General features: G+C 43.4%; 18 protein-coding genes and 2 rRNA genes. 13 read left to right on the forward strand and 7 right to left on the reverse strand.

The window, feature by feature from the left end:
• Positions 1–264 (forward strand): 23S ribosomal RNA (locus tag CRJ00_RS11760); the annotation flags it as partial.
• Positions 265–425: 161 nt separating this feature from the next.
• A 5S ribosomal RNA gene (gene rrf, locus CRJ00_RS11765) occupies positions 426–537 on the forward strand.
• Positions 538–760: 223 nt separating this feature from the next.
• Here the strand turns inward: rrf and CRJ00_RS11770 are convergent.
• From CRJ00_RS11770 to gltB, 3 genes are all read right to left on the reverse strand, one after another.
• Positions 761–1,333, reverse strand: coding sequence for a non-canonical purine NTP diphosphatase (locus tag CRJ00_RS11770; RefSeq protein WP_099367067.1), 573 nt, complete (start codon positions 1,331–1,333; stop codon positions 761–763).
• Between the two features lie 147 nt (positions 1,334–1,480).
• Positions 1,481–2,950, reverse strand: coding sequence for a glutamate synthase subunit beta (locus CRJ00_RS11775; protein ID WP_099367068.1), 1,470 nt, complete (start codon positions 2,948–2,950; stop codon positions 1,481–1,483).
• An 11-nt stretch (positions 2,951–2,961) separates the two neighbouring features.
• Complete coding sequence (gene gltB, locus CRJ00_RS11780; RefSeq protein ID WP_099367069.1) at positions 2,962–7,461, reverse strand: glutamate synthase large subunit; 4,500 nt, start codon at positions 7,459–7,461, stop codon at positions 2,962–2,964.
• 210 nt (positions 7,462–7,671) lie between these two features.
• On the opposite strand from gltB, the gene CRJ00_RS11785 reads away from it, so the two are divergent.
• The 3 genes from CRJ00_RS11785 (at position 7,672) to CRJ00_RS11795 (ending at position 10,467) form a co-directional block, all read left to right on the forward strand.
• Positions 7,672–8,769, forward strand: coding sequence for a mandelate racemase/muconate lactonizing enzyme family protein (locus CRJ00_RS11785; protein ID WP_099367070.1), 1,098 nt, complete (start codon positions 7,672–7,674; stop codon positions 8,767–8,769).
• Positions 8,770–8,961: 192 nt separating this feature from the next.
• Positions 8,962–9,942 (forward strand): deoxyhypusine synthase family protein, encoded by a 981-nt coding sequence (locus CRJ00_RS11790; protein WP_099367071.1) that lies wholly within the window; start codon positions 8,962–8,964, stop codon positions 9,940–9,942.
• Positions 9,943–9,975: 33 nt separating this feature from the next.
• Positions 9,976–10,467, forward strand: a complete 492-nt coding sequence (locus tag CRJ00_RS11795) for a hypothetical protein (RefSeq protein WP_099367072.1) — start codon at positions 9,976–9,978, stop codon at positions 10,465–10,467.
• Here the strand turns inward: CRJ00_RS11795 and CRJ00_RS11800 are convergent.
• Entirely contained in the window at positions 10,457–12,871 is a 2,415-nt protein-coding gene (locus CRJ00_RS11800) for an OstA-like protein (protein ID WP_180268485.1), read from the reverse strand. The genes CRJ00_RS11795 and CRJ00_RS11800 overlap by 11 nt on opposite strands.
• Positions 12,872–12,967: 96 nt before the next feature.
• Here CRJ00_RS11800 and tilS point away from each other — a divergent pair, with 96 nt between their 5' ends.
• The 8 genes from tilS (at position 12,968) to CRJ00_RS11840 (ending at position 18,781) form a co-directional block, all read left to right on the forward strand.
• Positions 12,968–14,359 carry a tRNA lysidine(34) synthetase TilS gene (tilS, locus tag CRJ00_RS11805; protein WP_099367074.1) on the forward strand — a complete coding sequence of 464 codons (1,392 nt, stop codon included), beginning with the start codon at positions 12,968–12,970 and terminating at the stop codon, positions 14,357–14,359.
• A 5-nt stretch (positions 14,360–14,364) separates the two neighbouring features.
• Positions 14,365–14,850: a hypothetical protein gene (locus tag CRJ00_RS11810; protein ID WP_099367075.1), complete on the forward strand. Its 486-nt coding sequence runs from the start codon at positions 14,365–14,367 to the stop codon at positions 14,848–14,850.
• Between the two features lie 86 nt (positions 14,851–14,936).
• Positions 14,937–15,236, forward strand: coding sequence for a DUF4834 family protein (locus tag CRJ00_RS11815; protein WP_099367076.1), 300 nt, complete (start codon positions 14,937–14,939; stop codon positions 15,234–15,236).
• Positions 15,237–15,272: 36 nt separating this feature from the next.
• Entirely contained in the window at positions 15,273–16,385 is a 1,113-nt protein-coding gene (gene recF / locus CRJ00_RS11820; RefSeq protein WP_099367077.1) for a DNA replication/repair protein RecF, read from the forward strand.
• Positions 16,369–16,686 (forward strand): DUF721 domain-containing protein, encoded by a 318-nt coding sequence (locus tag CRJ00_RS11825; protein WP_099367078.1) that lies wholly within the window; start codon positions 16,369–16,371, stop codon positions 16,684–16,686. The genes recF and CRJ00_RS11825 overlap by 17 nt, the downstream gene beginning before the upstream one ends.
• A gap of 48 nt (positions 16,687–16,734) precedes the next feature.
• Positions 16,735–17,634: an EamA family transporter gene (locus CRJ00_RS11830; protein WP_099367079.1), complete on the forward strand. Its 900-nt coding sequence runs from the start codon at positions 16,735–16,737 to the stop codon at positions 17,632–17,634.
• Positions 17,631–18,203 (forward strand): Crp/Fnr family transcriptional regulator, encoded by a 573-nt coding sequence (locus CRJ00_RS11835; protein WP_099367080.1) that lies wholly within the window; start codon positions 17,631–17,633, stop codon positions 18,201–18,203. The genes CRJ00_RS11830 and CRJ00_RS11835 overlap by 4 nt, the downstream gene beginning before the upstream one ends.
• A gap of 44 nt (positions 18,204–18,247) precedes the next feature.
• Positions 18,248–18,781: an SRPBCC domain-containing protein gene (locus tag CRJ00_RS11840; protein WP_099367081.1), complete on the forward strand. Its 534-nt coding sequence runs from the start codon at positions 18,248–18,250 to the stop codon at positions 18,779–18,781.
• Here the strand turns inward: CRJ00_RS11840 and CRJ00_RS11845 are convergent.
• From CRJ00_RS11845 to hemB, 3 genes are all read right to left on the reverse strand, one after another.
• A complete protein-coding gene (locus tag CRJ00_RS11845; RefSeq protein ID WP_099367082.1) occupies positions 18,685–19,305 on the reverse strand; it encodes an L-threonylcarbamoyladenylate synthase in 621 nt (206 codons plus the stop codon). The two genes, CRJ00_RS11840 and CRJ00_RS11845, sit on opposite strands and share 97 nt — an antisense overlap.
• A 99-nt stretch (positions 19,306–19,404) precedes the next feature.
• The gene (gene asnS, locus CRJ00_RS11850; RefSeq protein WP_099367083.1) at positions 19,405–20,850 is read right to left on the reverse strand and encodes an asparagine--tRNA ligase; all 1,446 of its coding nucleotides are present in this window, start codon (positions 20,848–20,850) and stop codon (positions 19,405–19,407) included.
• Positions 20,851–20,900: 50 nt separating this feature from the next.
• Positions 20,901–21,878 (reverse strand): porphobilinogen synthase, encoded by a 978-nt coding sequence (hemB, locus tag CRJ00_RS11855; protein WP_099367084.1) that lies wholly within the window; start codon positions 21,876–21,878, stop codon positions 20,901–20,903.
• Position 21,879: the final 1 nt, after the last annotated feature.

Here is a 21,879-nt window from a genome sequence, read left to right on the forward strand (position 1 = left end):
TGGGCGCTGGAAGTTTGAGTGGATCTGACCTTAGTACGAGAGGACCGGGTTGGACGGACCGCTGGTGAACCTGTTATGCCGCCAGGTGTACGGCAGGGTAGCTACGTCCGGGATAGATAAGCGCTGAAAGCATCTAAGTGCGAAACTAGCCACGAGATGAGACTTCCTCATAAGGGCCGTCGGAGATGACGACGTTGATAGGCCACAGGTGTAAAGGTTGAGAGACCAAAGCCGAGTGGTACTAATAACCCGAAGCTTTCCAATGCGGATAGTACTGTTGTCCTCTCTCTTTTTTGATCTTTTCTTCCAATAACATGTCAATGCCTGCCGGCATTGACAGTATCAGGTAGTTAGTATATAGTAGTTAGATTACTGCAAGCGTGGTACAGTGTCAAGTGTAAAAGAACAATATCTCATAAAGATCTTCAGGTGCCTATATCGGCGGTGTCCACCTCTTCCCATTCCGAACAGAGAAGTTAAGCCCGCCAGAGCCGATGGTATTGCCGTAACAGGTGGGAGAGTAGGTCGGCGCCTAATTTTACAAAGGAGCCCCGTTATCGATAGATGACGGGGCTTTCTGTTTTTATTGCACCCTACGCGTCATTAGGCTCCTTGCGCCATTGCGAGGAACGCCGCGTCATTGCGAGGAACGAAGCAATCTTTACACATGACAAAGCGTTGCACATATCGAAAGATTGCTTCCTCGTACCTCCTCGCAATGACGGGGGGCGCCATAGGTCTAACTACTAAATACTTACTACTAAATACTAAAAAGAAATTTGCAAAGTTTTTGAACAGCAACCGAACGGTGGCTTATCCGATTCTTCTCTTCCAAGCTCATTTCTGCGAAAGTGATATCATATCCATTTGGAATAAAGATTGGATCATAACCAAATCCTTTAGTTCCAATACGCTCATTAATAATCCGACCTTCAATACTTCCTTCAAAAAAATGTTGTTCATTATTCATGTTTAAGGAAATAACGGTTTTGAAGCGGGCGGTTCTATTGGCATTATCACCAAGTTTTTCCAATACCAGATCAATGTTTTTCTCCATATCCCTCGTTCCGGCATACCTTGCCGAATAAACACCAGGCTCTCCCTGCAAAGCATCAACCTCCAACCCCGAATCATCTCCAAAACAATCCACATTAAATCTTTCTTTTAGATAATCCGTCTTTTGTTGGGCATTCTCTTTAAAGGTTACCCCGGTTTCTGGGAAATCCTCATGGCAACCAATATCTGCTAAGGAAAGTAGCTTGAACCTATCACCGATCATCTGTTGCACCTCTTCTAATTTATGGGCATTGTTTGTTGCAAATACTAATTCCATTCCTTTGTTATTTATTTTTTATTATGCGATGTTAAAATACAAAAAAAGCATCAACCTCTTGGATTGATGCTAAACTACACATTAAATTTAACGGATTATGATTAAACAGTTTTAACAATTTAAATTAAAAGGCTTGACAAAGCATGATTAAACAGCTTGGCTAAATATCGCCTCTTTGCTTTCCAAATTGGAACTTCCCATCAAATACTCATCCACCTTCCTTGCACATTCCCGACCTTCAGATATCGCCCATACCACTAAGGATTGTCCTCTACGCATATCTCCTGCCACAAACACATTTTCCAAATTGGTTTTATAAGCTGATTCTGTAGCCTGCACATTACCTCGATTATCCAATTGCACACCAAGCTGTGTTAATAACCCTTCATGTTGGGGATGCAGGAATCCCATCGCAAGGGTGACCAATTCGCAAGGGATTTCCCTTGCCGATCCTTCTACTTCTTTAAATGATATCGGTCTACCATGCTGATCGGTTTCCCATTCCAGATCCACCACCAAGGCAGCCCGCAGGTTCCCTTGTTCATCTCCTAAAAACTCTTTCGTACTAACACTCCAATGCCTTTGGCAACCTTCTTCATGCGAAGTCGTTGTCTTTAAAACCATGGGATAACTAGGCCATGGCATGGCAGAAGTACGTGTTTGGGGCGGGGTAGGCATCAGTTCAAATTGGGTAACCGATTTGGCACCATGTCTATTGGAAGTACCTACGCAATCCGATCCCGTATCACCACCACCAATCACCAATACATTTTTCCCGGTAGCCGTTATTTCTGCATCCACAATAGTGGAATTCCCAACCCGTTTATTCTGCTGTTTGAGGAATTCCATCGCATAATGCACCCCATTCAACTCCCTACCAGGAATATCCAGGTTTCGCGGAATGGTCGATCCACCGGTCAATACCACGGCATCATATTCCTGCAATTCCTTCGCTGGGACATTATTCCCTACTTCGGCATTCGTCCGGAAGATGATCCCAGATTCTTCCATTATAGCTACCCGACGATCTATCACCTGCTTATCCAGCTTGAAATCGGGGATTCCATATCGCAATAGACCACCCACTTTATCATCCCTTTCATAAACCACCACCTCATGCCCAGCCTTGTTCAATTGTGCGGCAGCGGCCAGTCCAGAAGGGCCAGAACCCACTACAGCCACCCTTTTCCCTGTTTTCAGGAAACTCTTATGGGGTTTAACATAGCCTTTTTTATAGGCTATTTCGATGATGTGTTTTTCGATTTCCTCAATGGCTACCGGATTTTTGTTGATTCCCAGCACACAGGCAGATTCGCACGGTGCCGGACAGATCCTACCCGTAAACTCCGGGAAGTTATTGGTCGAACTCAAAATCTGATAAGCTTCTTCCCATTTCCCATCATATACAGCGTCATTGAACTCAGGGATCACGTTGCCCAAAGGACAACCCGAATGGCAGAACGGAATTCCGCAGTTCATGCACCTTGCCGCTTGACTATTTAATTGTTCATCCGAATACGGATTGACAAATTCCTTATAATGTTGTTTCCTGCTTTCCACAGCATCTTTCTGAGGGAGCAAGCGTTCATATTCTAAAAATCCTGTTGGTTTTCCCATGAAATTCCTGATTATGCGGTCACTAATTTTTTCAATAATACATTTTTGTATTCCCTTGGGAACACCTTTATAAAGCGGTGCTTTTCAACCGCCCAATCCTGAAGGATGGCGCTTGCCCTTTCACTCTTGGTCAACAAGATATGACGTTTCAATAAGCTGATGATCGCTGTTTCGTCTTCGCTTTCCAAGGGATCCAGATCCACCATTTCCTTGTTGCAGTTTTCCTTGAAATTGCCCTTGATGTCGTAGACCCATGCGATCCCTCCGCTCATGCCCGCAGCGAAATTCCTTCCGGTCTCGCCCAGGATCAATGCTCTTCCGCCGGTCATATATTCACAACCATGGTCGCCGATCCCTTCCACGACGGCCGTCGCACCAGAATTCCTTACCGCAAAACGTTCGCCAGCCATACCGTTGATGAACAAGTGCCCGGAGGTTGCTCCATATAAGGCTACATTTCCGATGATGATGTTCTCATGTGGTTGTAATTTACTTTCCTTACTTGGATAAATGGCCAACTGAGCGCCTGAAAGTCCTTTGCCCACATAATCATTGGCTTCGCCTTCCAGTTCAAAGGAAATCCCTCGCGTGTTGAAGGCGCCAAAGGATTGGCCTGCCGAACCTTCAAACTTAAAGTTTATGCTGTTGTCCGGAAGTCCTTCCGATCCGTAGATCTTGGAAATTTCATTGGATAATAAGGTGCCTATCGTTCTATCGGTATTCTTGACATGGAATGTTCCAAAGACCGGAGTTTTGGTCTCCAATGCAGGTTTCGCCACATTCAATAAACCCCAATCCAATATCATTCCCATGCCATGGTCCTGTTCTTCGGTATTGTACAAGGTTTCCCCCTGCGCATTCGCCGCTACATGAAGGATGCCCGAAAAATTGATCTTCTTGGCCTTCCAATGTGGCATATCTTCCCGTTTCTTCAAAAACTGTGCGCGCCCAACCATCTCATTGATGGATCTGAAGCCCAGTTCGGCCATGATCTCACGCATTTCCTCCGCTAGGAATCCAAAAAGATGGACGATATCTTCCGGTTTTCCGGAAAACAATTTCCGCAATTCTGGGTCTTGGGTGGCCACACCAACCGGACAGGTATTCAGGTGGCATTTGCGCATCATGATGCATCCGCCAGCAATCAAAGCCGCTGTGGCTACGCCCCATTCCTCTGCGCCCAATAAGGTCGCTATCACCAGGTCACGGCCAGTTTTCATCTGCCCATCTGCCTGTAGGACCACCCGACTGCGGAGCTTATTCTGCACCAGCGTCTGATGTGCTTCTGCCAGGCCTAACTCCCAAGGTAATCCGGCATGTTTGATGGAGCTGATCGGCGATGCACCGGTACCACCATCATAACCTGCAATCAGGATAACGTCGGCATGGGCTTTTGCCACCCCGGCAGCAATCGTTCCGACGCCTGCCTTGGACACCAATTTTACATTGATCCGGGCATCCCTGTTGGCATTTTTCAGATCGAAGATCAACTGCGCCAAATCCTCAATGGAATAGATGTCATGATGTGGTGGCGGAGAAATCAGTCCCACTCCAGGCGTGGAATGCCTTACTTTCGCAATCCATTCATCCACCTTGTCGCCTGGTAATTGCCCTCCTTCTCCCGGTTTTGCTCCCTGGGCCATCTTGATCTGTATTTCATCGGCTTGGGTAAGGTAATTGGAGGTCACACCGAAGCGTGCAGAAGCCACTTGTTTGATGGCAGAGCGCATGGAATCGCCATTGGATAATTTTTGATAGCGGATCTCGTCCTCTCCACCTTCGCCGGTATTGGATTTTCCGCCAATCCGGTTCATGGCAATCGCCAAGGTGCTATGTGCCTCATGGGAGATGGAACCAAAGGACATGGCTCCCGTAGCGAATCTCTTCAGGATTTCACGCGCAGGCTCTACCTCTTCCAAGGGAATAGCTGTGCGATGTTTGGCAAAATCCAATAAGCCACGTAAAGTGAACATCCGTTCCTTTTGGTTATTGATCAGGGAAGCGTATTTTTTATAGGATTCGTAATCGTTGTTGCGACAGGCCTGCTGCAGGAGATGCACCGTCTGTGGATTCCATAAATGGCCTTCGCCCCGACGTTTCCATTGGTATAGCCCGCCCTCAGGCAATAAGGTCTGGCTAACGCGGCTGTGTTCAAAACCACGTTTATGTTTTGCCAGTGCTTCCTTGGCAATATCATCCAAGGTCAATCCACCGATACGGGAAACGGCACCACAAAAGTATTTATCCACTACCTCCGCATCGATGCCCAGCACCTCGAAGATCTGCGCGCCATGGTAGGATTGAAGGGTGGAAATACCCATTTTGGAAAATATTTTCAATAAGCCATTACAAACGGCTTTTACATAATTCTTTTTCAGGTCGTCCCAGGTCAGTTGGGTATCCATTTGCCCAGTTTCCTTCATGGTCCTGATGCTTGCCAAGGCCATGTAAGGATTGATAGCCGTTGCACCGAAAGCCAGTAGACAGGCGAAATGATGGACTTCCCAGGCATCGCCCGCTTCCACGACCAATCCTACTGCACCGCGGTTGCCCGTTTTGATCAAGTGATGATGCACCGCAGAAACAGCCAATAGGGAAGGGATTGCACAATGCTGCGAATCGATCGCCCTATCCGATAGGATAATGACCTCAAAGCCATCCCGAACGGCATCATCCGCATAGCGGCATAGGCGTTCCAAACCTGCTTCCAAGGATCCTTCCTTGCCGTCGGCACGGAAATAACTTTGGATGGTCTTTGCCTGAAAAACCCCGGTATCGATGGACCTTAATTTCTCCAGTTCGGAGGAAGTGAGGATGGGATGCTCCAGGGTTACACAATGGCAGAATTTCTGATCCTCAATCAGGATATTGCCGGCATTGCCGATAAAAGTCGCCAAACTCATGACCAATCGCTCCCTGATCGGGTCGATCGGTGGGTTGGTCACCTGGGCGAAAAACTGTTTGAAATAACTGGAAATATGCTGAGGTTGATCGGATAGCACGGCTAAAGGAACATCCGTACCCATGGAACCAATAGGTTCATAGCCCGTTAAGGCCATAGGGGTCAGGATCGTTTCGATATCTTCGCGGCTATAACCGAAGGATTGTTGGTATTTGAAAACCGATTCTTTGGACAGGTAGGTAAAGGTGACACGCGGATCGGCCAACTCATCCATTCGGATTTTATATTTATTGATCCAATCGCCATAAGGTTGCTGGCGGATAAGTTCGCCTTTGACTTCCTCATCCGAACGGATTTTACCCGCCTCCATGTCTACCACAAAAATCTTTCCGGGCTGTTGGCGGCCTTTTTTGATGATGGTTGATTCGTCGATTGGCAATGCACCTGCCTCCGAAGCCACCACCACCCGGTCATCCGAGGTAATAGCGTAGCGTAAAGGACGAAGACCATTGCGGTCCAAGGTGGCGCCGATGATCTTTCCATCCGTAAAACAAAGTGCTGCCGGGCCATCCCATGGCTCCATCAAGGTGGCATGGTATTCATAGAATGCCTTTTTTAAAGGATCCATCTGTTCATTGCCATCCCAGGCTTCCGGAACGAGCATCAAGAGGACATGAGGAAGACTTCTGCCGCTGTGTAGCAGGAGCTCGACCACATTGTCCAGACAAGCTGAATCGGATTGGCCTTTATCTACTACAGGCAATAGGATTTCCATTTCCTCTGCCGTAAAATAGGGTGAAGAATAGGCCCTTACACCGGCATAAAACCAATTGAGGTTTCCGGTCAGGGTGTTGATTTCCCCATTATGGGCAATCATTCGGAAGGGTTGGGCCAATGACCAGGATGGAAAAGTGTTGGTGGAAAACCTGGAATGCACCAATCCAAAAGCGGAAACTACACGTGGGTCTTTCAGATCCTCAAAATAGCTACCCACCTGGTAAGTGGTCAACTGACCTTTATAGATAATGGTTTTGCAAGAAAGGGAGGCGAGGTAAAGGGGTAAAGGATAGGCTTGGTGTTTTTTGATCTTCTGGATGATCAGGCGGCGGAGCACATATAATTTGCGTTCAAATTCTTCGGTGTTTTTAACCTGTTCGGGTCTGGCCACAAAGAATTGAACGATTTCTGGTTCGGCACTTAAGGCCGTAGGTCCTATACCGGCTCTATTGACCGGAACGGAACGAAAACCAAGGAAATCCATGTGACGCTCCGAAGCTGCTTCCTTGATCACCTCTCGGCAGATCTTGTTCATTTCCTCTTCCTTCGGCAGGAACAACATCCCTACGCCATAATAACCCGGTTCCTGTAATTGTATGCCTAGATTGATACATTCTTCCCATAAGAATTCGTGTGGAAGTTGGATCATGATGCCGGCACCATCCCCAGACTCTGGATCACATCCACAAGCACCACGATGTTCCATATTCTCCAACATGGTCAGTGCATCGCGCACCTGCGCATGGGATTTCTGCCCCTTGATATGGGCGACAAAACCTACACCACAGGCATCGTGTTCAAATTCGGGATGATAAAGTCCTTCTTGCTGCATGATATTTTGAATATTAGATTGATTTAATAACGAGATTGCTAATATATGAATAAAAACTTGTTTTATTTATAATATTTATAATTTAATTAATGTTTTGTTGTTTTTAATGTAAATTATAATTGGTTTTATGATTGAATTTGTATTTGTTTCGCCATCTCATTATAAAAATGAAATATCATTCGTTACATTTGTTTATAGAACAAACAAATTATGGTCATCAAAGAAATTGAGATCTACCGTTTGAGCATTCCGATGGAACCATTTGTGATTGCAACGGGGGTTATGGATTATGCACAGAATACTTTTATCCGGGTTCGGACGGATGCTGAACTGTATGGGGTAGGCGAATGTTCCGCTTTTCCCATGATCGTCGGGGAGACCCAGGAAACCTGCATCGCCGTGGCAAAGGATTTTGCCAAGATCTGGGTGGGGAAAGATCCCCTGGCCTTGGAAGATCGCCTAGCCGAATTACATACATATATTGCGAAGAACAGCACCATTAAATCGGCTTTCGATATGGCCTTATATGATCTGGCGGCCAAAGCTGCCGGCGTTCCGCTCTATCAATTTTTAGGGGGAACTCCTCGGGAGATCCATACGGATATCACCATTGGCATTGGCAGTGCGGAGGAAATGGCGGCCAAGGCTTTGGCATTGTATGAAGGTGGGGCGGTTGCTCTGAAAGTCAAATTGGGAAAGAAGCCCCAAGAGGATATTGCCCGTATGAAGGCCATCCGGCAAGCGGTGGGATTTGATATCCCTATTCGCATCGATGCCAATCAAGGTTGGACCTATGAAGAGGCTGTGGAAGCGTTGCAGGGATTGGAACCTTTGAAAATCCAATTCTGCGAACAGCCCATGCGCACCTATAATGACCATCTGCTTGCTGCACTACGAGCGGAGACCATTGTTCCCATCATGGCGGATGAATCGGTTTATGATCATCATGATGCAGAGCGCATCTGTAGAACTGACAGTTGTGATTACATCAACATCAAGTTCTCCAAATCTTCGGGAATTGCAGAATCGCTGAAAATACAGGCGGTAACCAAGGAATATGGTATCCCATGTATGATCGGAGGGATGTTGGAAAGCCGTTTGGCATTGGCTGCCAAGGCGCATTTCGCCTATGCGGCCGATAATGTTAAATTCTATGATCTGGATACCTGCATGGTGGGCCATCTGGAAGATCCAGTAATTGGTGGGTTAGTGTATGATGGCTATGCCATCAAGCTGACCGATGGTCCGGGCATCGCGGCCGATATTTCGGAAGAATTCTTACAAAAATGCGATAAATGGCTGGTATGATCTACGCACAATTAAATAACGACAGCTGGAATCTGGGAGTAAGTGAGGTATTGATCCTACTTATTCTGGTCTTGATCTTGGCCTTTTTCTTTTATATTTTCCGGAAGCTATTGAAGCGAAAGTAAGTTCGTTTACGGCTGAAATTTGGGTATAAATGAGTACCTTTGGGAACATTTATCAGAATTAAAGATTATGAGTACACAAAGAGGACCTATTTCTCAATTCATGGAGAAAAACTATCTTCATTTTAATGCTGCTTCGATGGTAGATGCGGCGAAAGGCTATGAAGATCATTTGGCAGCGGGTGGTAAAATGTTGATTTCATTGGCTGGTGCGATGAGTACCGCAGAACTTGGAATTTCCCTAGCTGAAATGATCCGTCAGGATAAGGTGGCTATCATTTCCTGTACAGGTGCAAACTTGGAAGAAGATGTGATGAACTTGGTGGCTCACTCTCACTATAAGCGTGTTCCAAATTACCGCGATTTGACGCCTCAAGATGAATGGGAATTATTGGAGAACCATTACAACCGTGTAACCGATACTTGTATCCCAGAAGAAGAAGCTTTCCGTCGTTTGCAATCCCATTTAGAAAAGGCTTGGAAAGACGCAGAAGCTGCTGGCGAACGTTATTTCCCACACGAATTTTTATATAAAGTTGTTCTTTCCGGAGATCTGGAACAATATTACGAGATCGATCCGAAGAACTCTTGGATCTTGGCAGCTGCTGAGAAAAATATTCCAATCATTGTACCGGGATGGGAAGATTCAACCACAGGTAATATCTTTGCCTCCTACGTGATCAAAGGTGAATTGAATGTACACACGGTTAAAACCGGTATTGAGTACATGATTTATCTTACGGAATGGTACCGCGCGAATTCTGGTGGTAAAGGAGTAGGATTCTTCCAGATTGGTGGTGGTATTGCCGGAGATTTCCCTATCTGTGTGGTTCCAATGATGTATCAGGATTTGGAATGGCATGATGTTCCTTTCTGGTCTTATTTCTGTCAGATCTCTGATTCGACCACTTCTTTTGGTTCTTACTCAGGCGCAGTTCCGAATGAGAAAATCACTTGGGGTAAATTGGATACAGAATCCCCTAAATTCATCGTGGAATCGGATGCAACGATCGTTGCGCCATTGATCTTCGCTTGGGTATTGGGTCAATAGTCCATATTTTTGATTTAAGAATAGGTTTTAGAAATGGCAGATAGCTTACATACAACGAATCCCGTTGCGCTTCAAGCGTTGATGTCGGAAACCTTATTTATACCAAAAACTCCTCAGCAGGAATTAACTTCTGTTGAGGAGTTTATATATCAAGGGGATAAGAGCACAGGGGTATTGTTTATCCTGCGGTATCCGGATTATCCTTATTTCTCGCCGGCGGCAGAAGAGGCTTTTCTGAAAACCATAGGTGCATTGCAGCTCCACGCTGGAAATGTGGCTGTAGTTAATCTGGCCAATTCGCATAATCCGAATGATTGGAAACGGATCATGGCCTTTTTTCAACCTAAGAAAATTACCTTATTGGGTGTGGAACCTATTTCTTTGGGCTTACCAGCCATAGCACATAATTCTTATATGCACGGAAAGATAGCAACGGTCTTTAATACCTTCAGTTTTGAAGAGATGTTTGCCGATGTGCAAAAGAAAAAGATGTTCTGGATGGAATTTAAATCCTTTATGGGTTAGTCGAGCTGTTCTGTTCTTCTTCTAAACTTTCTACTTCTTTTTTGGTCTGAACCGGATTTTCTACTTTTTTCTGGGTTGGTTTTTCTATACTTTTTTGAATAGGATTTTCCTTGCTGTTTTGATCTGATGAATTCTGCTCTGGATCGTCTTTGCCATTCTGGTCTGGAACAACAGTTTCCTTGCTACGTTTTCTGTTCATCATGTCTTCCACGGACTTTGGTCTGTCCTGAGGCTTCCAAATAAAGCCGGGTAGTACCTCATTCTCTTGGGTTACCAGTTTGAACGGATAAAGCTTCTGGTCAACCTTTCTTTCCGAAACATAATCATTGATTTTTCGGTCTACCATACGTATTTTGATCCGGCTACAGCGGTCATGGAACATCTCTTTGATGATCTTTGTTTTCTCATCTGCATTGAACACAAGAGCCTCCGCATTACCTGTTACAAATAAGCGTTCGATATTATTATTGGCAAAAAAGGCAACGATCTTTCGGCCTTTTAATTGATTGAACTTCACGGTGTCCAGAACAGCATTCACCATAAAAGCATTCTCTTTTAAAAGTGCGTTATCCATTTTGTTGTTCTTGATCTGCATAAAAATAGTATCTGCAGAGATCTGGGATCCATCTGACCAGATCATGGGCTTACCCATAAACCTGAACATGGAATCGACCATTCCGTAATAAACGGAGTCAGCAACAGCCTGAAGGTCCGATTTGAACACCCTGACATTCTTATAGGCATTCACAATGCGGGTTCTGGCGGTATCCGAAAACATCACCGTAGAATCCTTTATTGTTGTATCGGCTTTTAAAGCAGAAGTCATAGCCTTTTTCATTAGACTATCCGGCTCATTTCCAGATGGTATTACGGCATTTCTGCGCAGAATACTATCCGCTTTGGTTATGGCCTGTATCTGTTTCGGATCCACTGCCACCTTATTTTGGCTTGCAGGATCTGTTTTATTTACTTTTGGGGTAGTTTTTTTCTGGACAGTTTTAGCTAGAGTAGTCGGTTTTTTAGGATCCTGAAGGATTTTCTCACCGGCAGTCTGTGGGTTTTCCTGGATGGAATCTCCAGCAGCATTAAAATCCATATCCTCCTCATCACCATAATCCACATCGGTATCTTCTTGGAGTTTTCCTCCCGATCGATCCAATTTTAAATCCAAAGGCTTATAATCTCTAACTAAAATAACCTTGGAAAATATAGTGTCAGCCGTCATATAGGCTGTATCGAACCTGGTATTGGTTTTAGCGGTAGGCGCAAGGATACTATCCTGCTTGGGAGGTTCTATAGCTTTAAGCTCTGGGTTCTTCGCCAATTCCTTCTGCCTTTCCTTTTCGAGCTTTTCAGCGGCTTTTAAACGTTCTTTCTCGGCCTTTTCTTTTTCTTTGGCCAACCTCTCCTGATCGCGTTCAAGCTGCTTGATCTCTTTAGGGCTTAAGTTTGCCCTATCGATTGTATCTGTAGCCGTAGAATCCGCATTCCCTGTGGAGTCTGATTGAACAACATATTTGATCAGGGGGTCGGTATGCATTAGGATAGACTGATCGGCCTCCAAGTATTTACCATACTCGCCATTGGCATAAAATTTATCCAAGGTATCGACGAATACCACATTCCTAAAAGCTTCTCCAATGCCTTTCTCCCGATCGTAGAATAAGCTGTCGCCTTTTAAAAAGCGAGATCCTTCGGTGTATAAGTTGTTTTTGTTGAATTTCGCGACCCCAAAAGCGGTGTTGTATTTACCATGCTCAGTATATAATTTCTCGCCTTTTCTACCATTGATATTCGTAGGGCCAAAGAAAAAGGCATCCCGATACATGGTATTGTATTGTAGGGAGTCCGTATAAATTATGGCACCAGGCGAACGGACCACCACTTTATTGCGGAAGTAAGCATCCTTGGTCGTTTCGAAATAATAAGCATTTCTAGAGGTGATGGTATCTTGACGGCCAATAATTCGTCCTCCATTTCTATAGGAACCACGTTGGGATCCCGTGTTATAGGTCAAGTGGTTGGTAGTCAACGTTGTTTCGCCATCAATCATCCTCACATTATAAAGTAGGGTTGCTTGCTGTGCAGCTGCATCATAAAACAAGTCATCTCCATAGATAATTGTACCTGAGAGTTGCGTAATAACGATATTTCCTTTTGCTTTAAAATACTCCCTGCCATCTTCTTCTTTGTAATAATCACCAGAATCGGCAGCTAAAGTCGATCCCTTATGTTCATACAATGCATTATACGCCCGGAATATTTTTTGATTAATGGCCTTGACAGAAGAAGAACTTAACAATTTAAGTTCATTACCTTCAGGTTGAGCCTGTGGTGTAACGGGAATCTGGCCATAACTGGCCAAACAGATGATGCTTAAAAACAGTAGAATAAGGTATCTCACAAGCGCAAAAATATACAATTAATTAGCAAAAATTTGTTAAACAATAATTTTTAATAGCAAAGGGGATGCAAAGTTTATTATATCTATTTTTGAAGAATGGATGCAAAGACTAAATTCTCGCATTTCTTAACAAAAAACGAACTTATAAACCGTTCGGAAAAAGTGCTTTTGGCGGTCAGCGGAGGAAAGGATTCCATGCTGATGCTGCATCTGATGCATGATTTGGGATACCAAATCGGAATTGCCCATTGTAACTTTCAATTACGGGCTAAGGAGTCCGATCTGGATGAAGAATTGGTGAGGAATTTCGCGCTTCAGCATCAAATCCCTTTCCACGTTATCCATTTTGATACCGAGGAATACGCCGATGAACATAAAATATCCATTCAGATGGCTGCCCGTGAACTGCGTTACGAGTGGTTCGAACAGTTAAGAACCGAATTTGGATATAGGAAGATCGCGATTGCGCAGCATCTGAACGATCATATCGAAACTTCCCTATTCAATCTGACCAGGAGCACGGGATTGAAGGGCCTTTTGGGCATTTCCATCCAGCGAGATCACCTTATCCGTCCCTTGATGTGTTTTACTGGAGCGGAAGTGGAGCAGACTGTAAAAGAACTTCAGGTTCCCTATCGCGATGATCAATCGAATTTTTCCAGTAAATATGCCCGCAATAAAATCCGGTTGGAGATCATTCCGAAGTTTAAGGAAATTCAGCCTGATTTTGAGCAGATTTTCTTGGAGAACATCAAGCATTTTGAGGAAAGTTACCAATTTATCCAACGTATTGTTTTGGAGAGAAGAAAAGAGTTGTATCGTGTAGAGGGAAAGTATGTTTACATCCAACGAGCGGATTTATCACAATACCTTTCTGATGCCTACTTTTTATTTGAGCTGTTTAAACCTTTTGGTTTTCAAAAAAGTATTCTGGAGGAAATGATTTCGGTATGGGATAAGCCGATGGGGCAGGTATTTGAATCATCGGATTATGAGCTATTGATGGATAGGGATCAATTGATTATTAGGGAGAGAACAGCTTTAGAGAAGGAGCAGGAGGTACTGATATTAAAAGAAGATGTAAGGAAACATTTAAGCCCGGGTGAAAGCGTAAGCTTTCCATTTTTAGATTCCATTTTAGCCTTAGGTTGTTATAGAGATCTAGGGATTACAGATCCTAAATCCTCGAAACAAAACACAAACGATAATGGAAAGTCTGAAATCCAGATCGATGCAGACCTCCTACATTTCCCATTAAAATTACGCTTTAAGCACCAGGGAGATTATTTCATTCCCCTAGGCATGACAGGCAGGAAGAAATTGAGCGATTTCTTCATCCAGGAAAAGGTCAACCGCTTTGAAAAAGAAGAGATTCCGATCTTGGTGAATGGCAATGGAGAAATCATCTGGGTAGTCGGGATGCGATTAGATAATCGCTATAAAGTGACTGAAAATACAAAGAAAGTACTTACATTAGTGTTCAAATAGTGGAAATGACAGATCAACCTTTATTTCAGGAAAAACAGTACCTAGGTCGGGACATGACTTGGATTAGTGTTCGATTGATCCTTGCCCTGTTCTGTTTCGTAGCTTATTATATCAATTGGGAACACCTGATTTCCCGCCAACTTTTCTTCATTGTCGGCGTTTTGATCTTATTGGTCTCGATTATTATGCTTTATATGATCAGTTATCGGACAAAAGTCACCGATACGCATGTGATCTTAAGTGGTCTTTGGACCACCAGTTTGGTGAAGATTGATTTAAATTCCATCACCAAGGTGGAAAAAAAGAAGTACTCCAACTTCTTCTTCAATAACCCGGTTTACAATTTGCATAAGAATGGTAAGATTCGTTTTTATTCAGGAGGCAAAGAAGCCATTTGGTTAACCGACAAAGATGGATTGGTATATGTGATTGGTTCTCAGCATCCTGACCAGTTTTTTCAAGCTTTGCAATTGGCAAAAGGCAAAAAGTAAAAATTTGTTAATTGAGATTTCCTTGACAATTTTCCCCGCTAAGCATTCAAATATTTATTAAATTTGATAAAAAGCATTAAAAAAGAATGACACTTATCTATTTCATTATATCCGTAGTTGTATTTTATTACCTGTTCAAATTTGGTATGCGCCTGTTGCTGCCTTTCTTCATGAAGAAGGTGGCTGAGAAGATCATGAATGGTCAACAAGGGCAATACGCCAATGAAGGTCCACAACAGGGACGTTATCAAGATCCATTTTCCCAGTTCAAGCGTGAGTCTCGTCAGGATGGTAAAGTAAGGGTAGAATATACCCCGGAAAAATCCAAAAAAGGCAAAGGCACGGAAACAGCTGGTGAGTTTATCGATTTTGAAGAAGTAAAATAAGCTAAGCCCATCTAAAAAGCCTATATTTGCTTTGCTATGTGGCTAAAGCACCTTTCAGTCTTAAACTTTAAGAACTATACAGAGTCTACCTTAGATTTTTTACCCGAAACCAATGCCTTTACAGGTCAGAATGGCTCCGGAAAAACAAATCTATTGGATGCGATCCATTACCTTTCTCTCTGCAAATCTTTCTTCAATCCCATTGATTCCCAACATATTAAAAAGGGGGAAGATTGGTTTATGGTGCAGGGCGAATTCGATCGTGAACTCCTCTGTGATGTGGTTTCCTGTAGCATCAAAAAAAACCAGAAGAAGCAATTCAAGAAGAACAAGAAAGAATACAACCGACTTGCCGATCATATTGGGCAATTTCCCTTGGTGATGATCTCGCCGAATGATACCTCCATCATTATCGATGGTAGTGAGGAAAGAAGGAAATTCGTAGATAATGTGATCTCCCAAACGGATAACCAATACCTGGATATCCTGATTTCCTACAACCGGATATTGCTGCAACGCAACACCGTTCTGAAGAACATCAAGGATACCGGTGTTTTTGATGTGGGACTTTTGGAGGTGCTGAACCTGCAATTGGTCGAATCGGGTGAACGGATCTTTAAAAGAAGACAACAGTTCATGGCTGAATTTCTACCTGAGTTCCGTCGGTATTACCAGTTCTTATCCGATGATGCGGAACAAGTGGAGCTTATCTATGAATCACCGCTCATGGGGCAGGATTTTCTGCAGCTATTGGAAACAAGTTTGGATAAGGATAGGCAATTGGAAAGAACCAGCATTGGTATACATAAAGATGATCTGCTGTTCAGTATCCACGAGGGGATGCCCTTGAAGAAGTTTGGTTCCCAAGGTCAACAAAAATCCTTTTTGATTGCTTTGAAACTCGCCCAATACTCCTTTTTGAAAGATAAAAAACAGTTTAAACCACTACTTTTATTGGATGATATCTTCGATAAATTGGACGAAAACCGCACCAAGAAATTGATGCAGTTGGTGTCGGAAGATGAGTTTGGACAGATTTTTCTGACAGATACGGATGCGGATAGAATAAACAGAATTTTTGAAGAAATAGGTAAACCTATTCGTATCTTTGATATACAAGGAGGTCAAGTAAATGCTGAAGTACAATAAAGACGATGCTTTTCGTAGAAGCGATGAGATCACCATCAAACAGGCGGTAGAGAAGCTTCTGGATGTCTATCGTCTTCGTAGGAAATTTGACGAAACCTCCATTGTGGCTGCCTGGCCAGAATTGATCGGACAAGCGATCGCCAACCGAACCCAACAGATCTATATCCGGGATAAAAAGTTATTTGTTCGTGTAGAATCGGCTGTCATCAAAAATGAGTTGGCGATGATGCGTAGGCAGATCATCGGCCGTGTGAATGAGTATGTGGGGCAGGTGGTCATTGAGGAATTTGTAATTCTGTAGTTTACCTTAGTTCTTTTCAGTTTACCTTAGTTCTTTTCTTTTTTATCGATGAAATATTACCTATCAGCCGTGCTGGGTTTTTTGATCTGGGGAACCTTTGCCCTCGTCCTTAAACCGCTCGGTGCCTATGCCGCCCTGGATATTCTGATCCACCGCGTTTTGTTCGCCTCCGTTTCCATTGTCATTGCTTGTTTCCTGTTCAGACGCAAGCAGACCCTGGCAAGTATACAATACCTAAGAAATCTTCCTAAAAAACAGTTAAAGAATCTGCTGGTCAATGTGATCGGAAGTGCGGTTTTATTGGCCTTGAACTGGTTCCTCTTTATCTATGTGATGAATACGGTTTCGGTCAATGCCACCTCACTGGCCTACTTGATCTGTCCGATCTTAACGACTGTCTTGGCCAGTATCTTCCTCAAGGAACACCTAAACAAAGGTCAATGGTTTGCCGTGGCGCTGAGTGTGGTCAGTTGTATCCTCATGGCCTATGGCCATTTTATCGACCTATTCTATAGTTTTGTAATTGCGCTTTCCTATGCGGCTTATCTTGTGCTGCAGAAGAATTCCTTTCAACTTGATAAGTTCGTCACCCTGACCATACATATTTTGGTTAGTACGCTCTTATTGCTGCCTATATTGGGGATGATCGACACCTCTGTACCAAAAACCGATGATTTCTATCTTTTGATCATGGTCATTGCCATCGGGTATACCATTATCCCTTTGTTCTTAAATATCTACGCCCTGAAAGGCTTGGATAGCTCTGTAGTGGGCATCCTGCTTTATCTTAATCCCATCATTTCCTTTTTCTTGGCGATCCTATATTACAAGGAATCCATTACCCTATTCCAGATCATTGCGTTTAGCCTGATTTTCCTGGCCATCATCTTATTTAATGTTTCCTATATTTATGAAAGAAGGAAAACAAAAAGAATAGCCAATTTATGAAAGCATTTAAGGAACAACTCTTTCAATTATTTGAGGTCGATAAACTTCAGGCTGATCATATCCTCAGCCTTTTCAAAAGGGAGGAGCTGGCAAAAGGAGACCTGTTCTTAGCAGTTGGAAAATCAGCAGATCGCTTAAGTTTTATAGCGTCAGGCTATTGTCGGGTGGTGAAATGGACAGAAGAAAAGGAAGTAACCCAATGGATAGGCTCTCCGGGTTATTTCATGACGGATCTATCGTCCTTCTTTTTTAATCAACCTACACTGGGAGCTATTGAAGCGTTGAGTCCGATGGTCATCTGGACTTTATCCAAAACCGATTACCAGAGTTTGGAAAAGCAGTTCCCGGAATGGAATCTGTTGGAAAAGCGTTTTTTGGCAAAGTGTTTCATGCAGATCGAATCCCGTGTATTTGATTTTATTGGCTTATCTGCAGAAGAGCGATATCTGAAATATTTCCATCAACATAAAGCACTGTTTAATCAGGTGCCCCTGCAATACATTGCTTCGGTTTTGGGGATGAGCCCAGAAACATTAAGCAGGATCAGGAATAAGCTGGCTATTTCTTGATAAATGTCAAGTGCTTTCGGAATACCTCAGGCTACCTTTGGTATATGAAAACATCAATAGAAACAACAATCCGCATTCAGGCTCCTATTTCCATCGTTTGGAACATCTTATCTGACTTTGAAAAGTATCCTACCTGGAGCCCAACCATCAAGAAATTTAAAGGAATACCAAAGGAAGGTTCTCGAACTAAGGTAGTATTATCACAACCGGGAGGAGGCAAAATAACCATGAATCCCATTTTTTTGGCGATCAAATCCAACCAAGAACTTCGGTGGAAAGGCAGCTTGCTGATAAAGGGAATATTTGATGGAGAACATTATTTCCTGCTAAGGGAAACCAAAGATGGAAATACCGAACTGGTGCAAGGGGAGAAATTCTCCGGAATTTTAGTGCCCTTCCTCCAGAAAATGATTCATGGAAATACAATAATAGGTTTTGAACTCTTTAATCAAGCGATAAAAGATAGGGCAGAGGCTTCAAATTATAAATATTGCTCTAAATCACCTTTTCCTTCACGAATAACCTCAAAGTCGCCAGATGTAAGATCCACAATGGTAGATGCCACGTTATCGCCATAGCCACCATCGATCACCAAATCCACCTTATCCTGGTATTTTTCGTAAATCAATTCAGGATCGGTAGAATATTCAATGATTTCATCCTCATCGTGGATGGATGTCGTCACAATGGGATGCCCCAATTGCTTCACGATCTCCCGAACGATGTTATTGTCAGGGACACGGATACCTACAGTTTTCTTTTTCGAACTTAATAGCTTCGGAACCTGAGAGCTCGCATTAAAAATAAAGGTAAATGGACCAGGCAAAGCCTTTTTCAATACCCTGAACACAGCCGTATCAAACGGTTTGGTATATTGCGAAATATCCGTCAGGTCATAACAGATAAAAGAGAGATTTGCTTTGTCAGGTTTTAATCCACGCAGCGCATACACCTTTTCGATGGCCTTCTGATTGCTGATATCACACCCCATACCATATACGGTATCCGTCGGGTAGATGATCACTCCACCTTTTTTCAAAACCTCTACGGCTTCTTCTATTACCTTCGGATTAGGGTTATCGTTGTATATCTTCAACAGCATGCTTTTCTCTTTTAGGGTTATGGATATTAAATCCGCTATATGATAAACAAAAACCGTCAAAAGAAGTTTCTGACGGTTTTAATTATATTTTTAATGATTTTAGAATTCAGCGTTCTTAGGCGTCCTTGGGAAAGGTATCACGTCCCGAATGTTGGTCATTCCGGTAGTGAACAACACCAAACGCTCAAATCCTACACCGAAACCAGAATGCGGCACCGATCCAAAACGACGGGTATCCAAGAACCACTCCATTTCTTCCGTAGGAATACCTACTTCATTCATCCTCGTGATCAATTTCTCCAGGTTTTCCTCTCTTTGAGAACCACCAACCATTTCTCCAATTCCAGGGAACAGGATATCCATCGCACGTACGGTTTGTCTACCTTGCGCATCAACAGGGTTCTGTTTCATATAGAAAGATTTGATCTCTCTTGGATAATCAGTTAAGATAACCGGTTTTTTGAAATGTTTTTCTACCAGATAACGTTCGTGCTCCGATTGCAGGTCAGCACCCCAACCTTCGATCAGGTATTTGAACTGTTTCTTTTGGTTAGGCTTGCTCTTCATCAGGATGTCGATCGCCTCTGTATAAGTCAAACGAACAAAATCATTCTCCACAACAAAGTTTAATTTCTCTACCAGATCCAACTCAGAACGATCTGCCTGCGGTTTAGATTTCTCTTCCTCCAAAAGACGAGCTCTCAAGAATTCGATCTCTTCCGGACAAGTTTCCAACGCATATCTGATCACATACTTCAATAAATCTTCCGCCAACTGCATGTTGTCTTCCAATTCATAGAAAGCCATTTCCGGTTCGATCATCCAGAACTCCGCCAAGTGACGGGTAGTGTTAGAATTCTCTGCACGGAAGGTTGGTCCGAAGGTATAGATATTTCCAAAAGCCAAAGCAGCTAATTCGCCTTCCAATTGGCCGGATACCGTTAAGTTGGTTGATTTGCCGAAAAAGTCTTCTTTAAAATCGATGTCGCCTTGCTCCGTACGAGGAAGGTTGTTCAGATCTAAAGTCGTTACGCGGAACATCTCTCCAGCACCTTCAGCATCCGATCCTGTAATGATCGGCGTATGCATATAAACGAAATCTCTTTCTTGAAAGAATTTATTGACAGCAAATGCCAATGCGTTTCTCACTTTGAAGATCGCGTTGAAAGTTCCAGTACGGAAACGAAGGTGTGCAATTTCACGAAGGAATTCAAGACTGTGTTTTTTAGGTTGCAATGGGAACTTCTCTGCATCCGAATCACCAATAATGCTGATGTCCGTCGCTTTCACTTCCACACGTTGTCCTTTACCTTGGGATTCCACCAAAGTCCCTTTTACACGAACAGCGGCACCAGTAGTGATTCTTCTCAGGATATCATCTGGGGTGTTCTCAAAATCGATTACAGCTTGGATATTATTGATGGAAGAACCGTCGTTGATCGCCACAAATTGATTGTTACGAAAGGTGCGAACCCATCCCTTAACAATTACTTCTTTTCCAAACTCTTCTGATTTTAATAATTCTTTTATTCGTGTATGTTCCATTTTTATGAAAATATGATTATTTCTGCGGTTTAAGCTTACAAAAATAGCAATTAATAGGATTTTACCCAACCTTTTTCCAACACCTCTTTGGCGTGGTAGGTTAGGATAGAGGTTGCGCCAGCGCGTTTAAAACTCAATAAGGTTTCCAAGATCACCTGCTCACTTAACCAACCATTAGCAATGGCTGCTTTTAACATCGCATATTCTCCGGAAACATTGTAGGCAGCGATCGGAAGATCAAAATTGTCATGCAATAACTTGATCACATCCAGATAAGGCAATCCCGGTTTGACCATTAAAAAGTCCGCACCTTCTTCCATATCCAATTGCGCCTCGATCAAGGCTTCCTTGCTGTTGGCTGGATTCATCTGATAGGTCTTTTTATCGCCTTTTTTAGGAGCAGAACCAAGGGCATCCCTGAAAGGACCATAATAAGCAGAAGCATATTTCGCGGTATAGGACATCAAGGAAACATTGGTAAAACCATTTTCATCCAATACCTCACGCAAATAGCCGATACGGCCATCCATCATATCCGATGGAGCAATAATATCAGCGCCGGATTCTGCATGTGCCAATGCCATTTTACCCAATACTTCTAGGGTTTCATCGTTCAGGATCTCACCGTTCTCCACAATACCATCGTGGCCATCCGAACTATAGGGATCCATAGCCACGTCGGTTACCACACAAGCCTCCGGAAAGTTCTTCTTCACTTCCTCGATGGCCCGAAGGTACAAGGTACCTTTGCGGTAGCTTTCCGTAGCATACTTATCTTTTAAAGACTCTTCTACAGCCGGGAAAAGGTCAAATGCTTTTAACCCAAGCTTCATGCAACTTTCCACTTCGCGTAAAAGGTTATCCACCGAATACCGGTAGATGCCCGGCATGGAGGATACTTCTACTTTCTGGTTTTCGCCATCAACAATAAATAATGGGAATATAAGATTCTGTGCATGTAGGTGGTTCTCTTGAACCATATCGCGTATTACAGCCGATTTCCTGTTTCTTCTAGGACGATGTAACATG

Origin of the sequence: Sphingobacterium sp. 1.A.4 (genome assembly GCF_002734245.1) — a bacterium.
GTDB classification, from domain to species: Bacteria; Bacteroidota; Bacteroidia; order Sphingobacteriales; family Sphingobacteriaceae; genus Sphingobacterium; species Sphingobacterium tenebrionis.

What these genes read in the sequence shown, in the direction of transcription:
- CRJ00_RS11770 (WP_099367067.1), bottom strand. Translation starts at nt 1,333, where the DNA reads ATGGAATTAGTATTTGCAACAAACAATGCCCATAAATTAGAAGAGGTG.
- CRJ00_RS11775 (WP_099367068.1), bottom strand. Translation starts at nt 2,950, where the DNA reads ATGGGAAAACCAACAGGATTTTTAGAATATGAACGCTTGCTCCCTCAG.
- gltB (WP_099367069.1), bottom strand. Translation starts at nt 7,461, where the DNA reads ATGCAGCAAGAAGGACTTTATCATCCCGAATTTGAACACGATGCCTGT.
- CRJ00_RS11785 (WP_099367070.1), top strand. Translation starts at nt 7,672, where the DNA reads ATGGTCATCAAAGAAATTGAGATCTACCGTTTGAGCATTCCGATGGAA.
- CRJ00_RS11790 (WP_099367071.1), top strand. Translation starts at nt 8,962, where the DNA reads ATGAGTACACAAAGAGGACCTATTTCTCAATTCATGGAGAAAAACTAT.
- CRJ00_RS11795 (WP_099367072.1), top strand. Translation starts at nt 9,976, where the DNA reads ATGGCAGATAGCTTACATACAACGAATCCCGTTGCGCTTCAAGCGTTG.
- tilS (WP_099367074.1), top strand. Translation starts at nt 12,968, where the DNA reads ATGGATGCAAAGACTAAATTCTCGCATTTCTTAACAAAAAACGAACTT.
- CRJ00_RS11810 (WP_099367075.1), top strand. Translation starts at nt 14,365, where the DNA reads ATGACAGATCAACCTTTATTTCAGGAAAAACAGTACCTAGGTCGGGAC.
- CRJ00_RS11815 (WP_099367076.1), top strand. Translation starts at nt 14,937, where the DNA reads ATGACACTTATCTATTTCATTATATCCGTAGTTGTATTTTATTACCTG.
- recF (WP_099367077.1), top strand. Translation starts at nt 15,273, where the DNA reads ATGTGGCTAAAGCACCTTTCAGTCTTAAACTTTAAGAACTATACAGAG.
- CRJ00_RS11825 (WP_099367078.1), top strand. Translation starts at nt 16,369, where the DNA reads ATGCTGAAGTACAATAAAGACGATGCTTTTCGTAGAAGCGATGAGATC.
- CRJ00_RS11830 (WP_099367079.1), top strand. Translation starts at nt 16,735, where the DNA reads ATGAAATATTACCTATCAGCCGTGCTGGGTTTTTTGATCTGGGGAACC.
- CRJ00_RS11835 (WP_099367080.1), top strand. Translation starts at nt 17,631, where the DNA reads ATGAAAGCATTTAAGGAACAACTCTTTCAATTATTTGAGGTCGATAAA.
- CRJ00_RS11840 (WP_099367081.1), top strand. Translation starts at nt 18,248, where the DNA reads ATGAAAACATCAATAGAAACAACAATCCGCATTCAGGCTCCTATTTCC.
- CRJ00_RS11845 (WP_099367082.1), bottom strand. Translation starts at nt 19,305, where the DNA reads ATGCTGTTGAAGATATACAACGATAACCCTAATCCGAAGGTAATAGAA.
- asnS (WP_099367083.1), bottom strand. Translation starts at nt 20,850, where the DNA reads ATGGAACATACACGAATAAAAGAATTATTAAAATCAGAAGAGTTTGGA.
- hemB (WP_099367084.1), bottom strand. Translation starts at nt 21,878, where the DNA reads ATGTTACATCGTCCTAGAAGAAACAGGAAATCGGCTGTAATACGCGAT.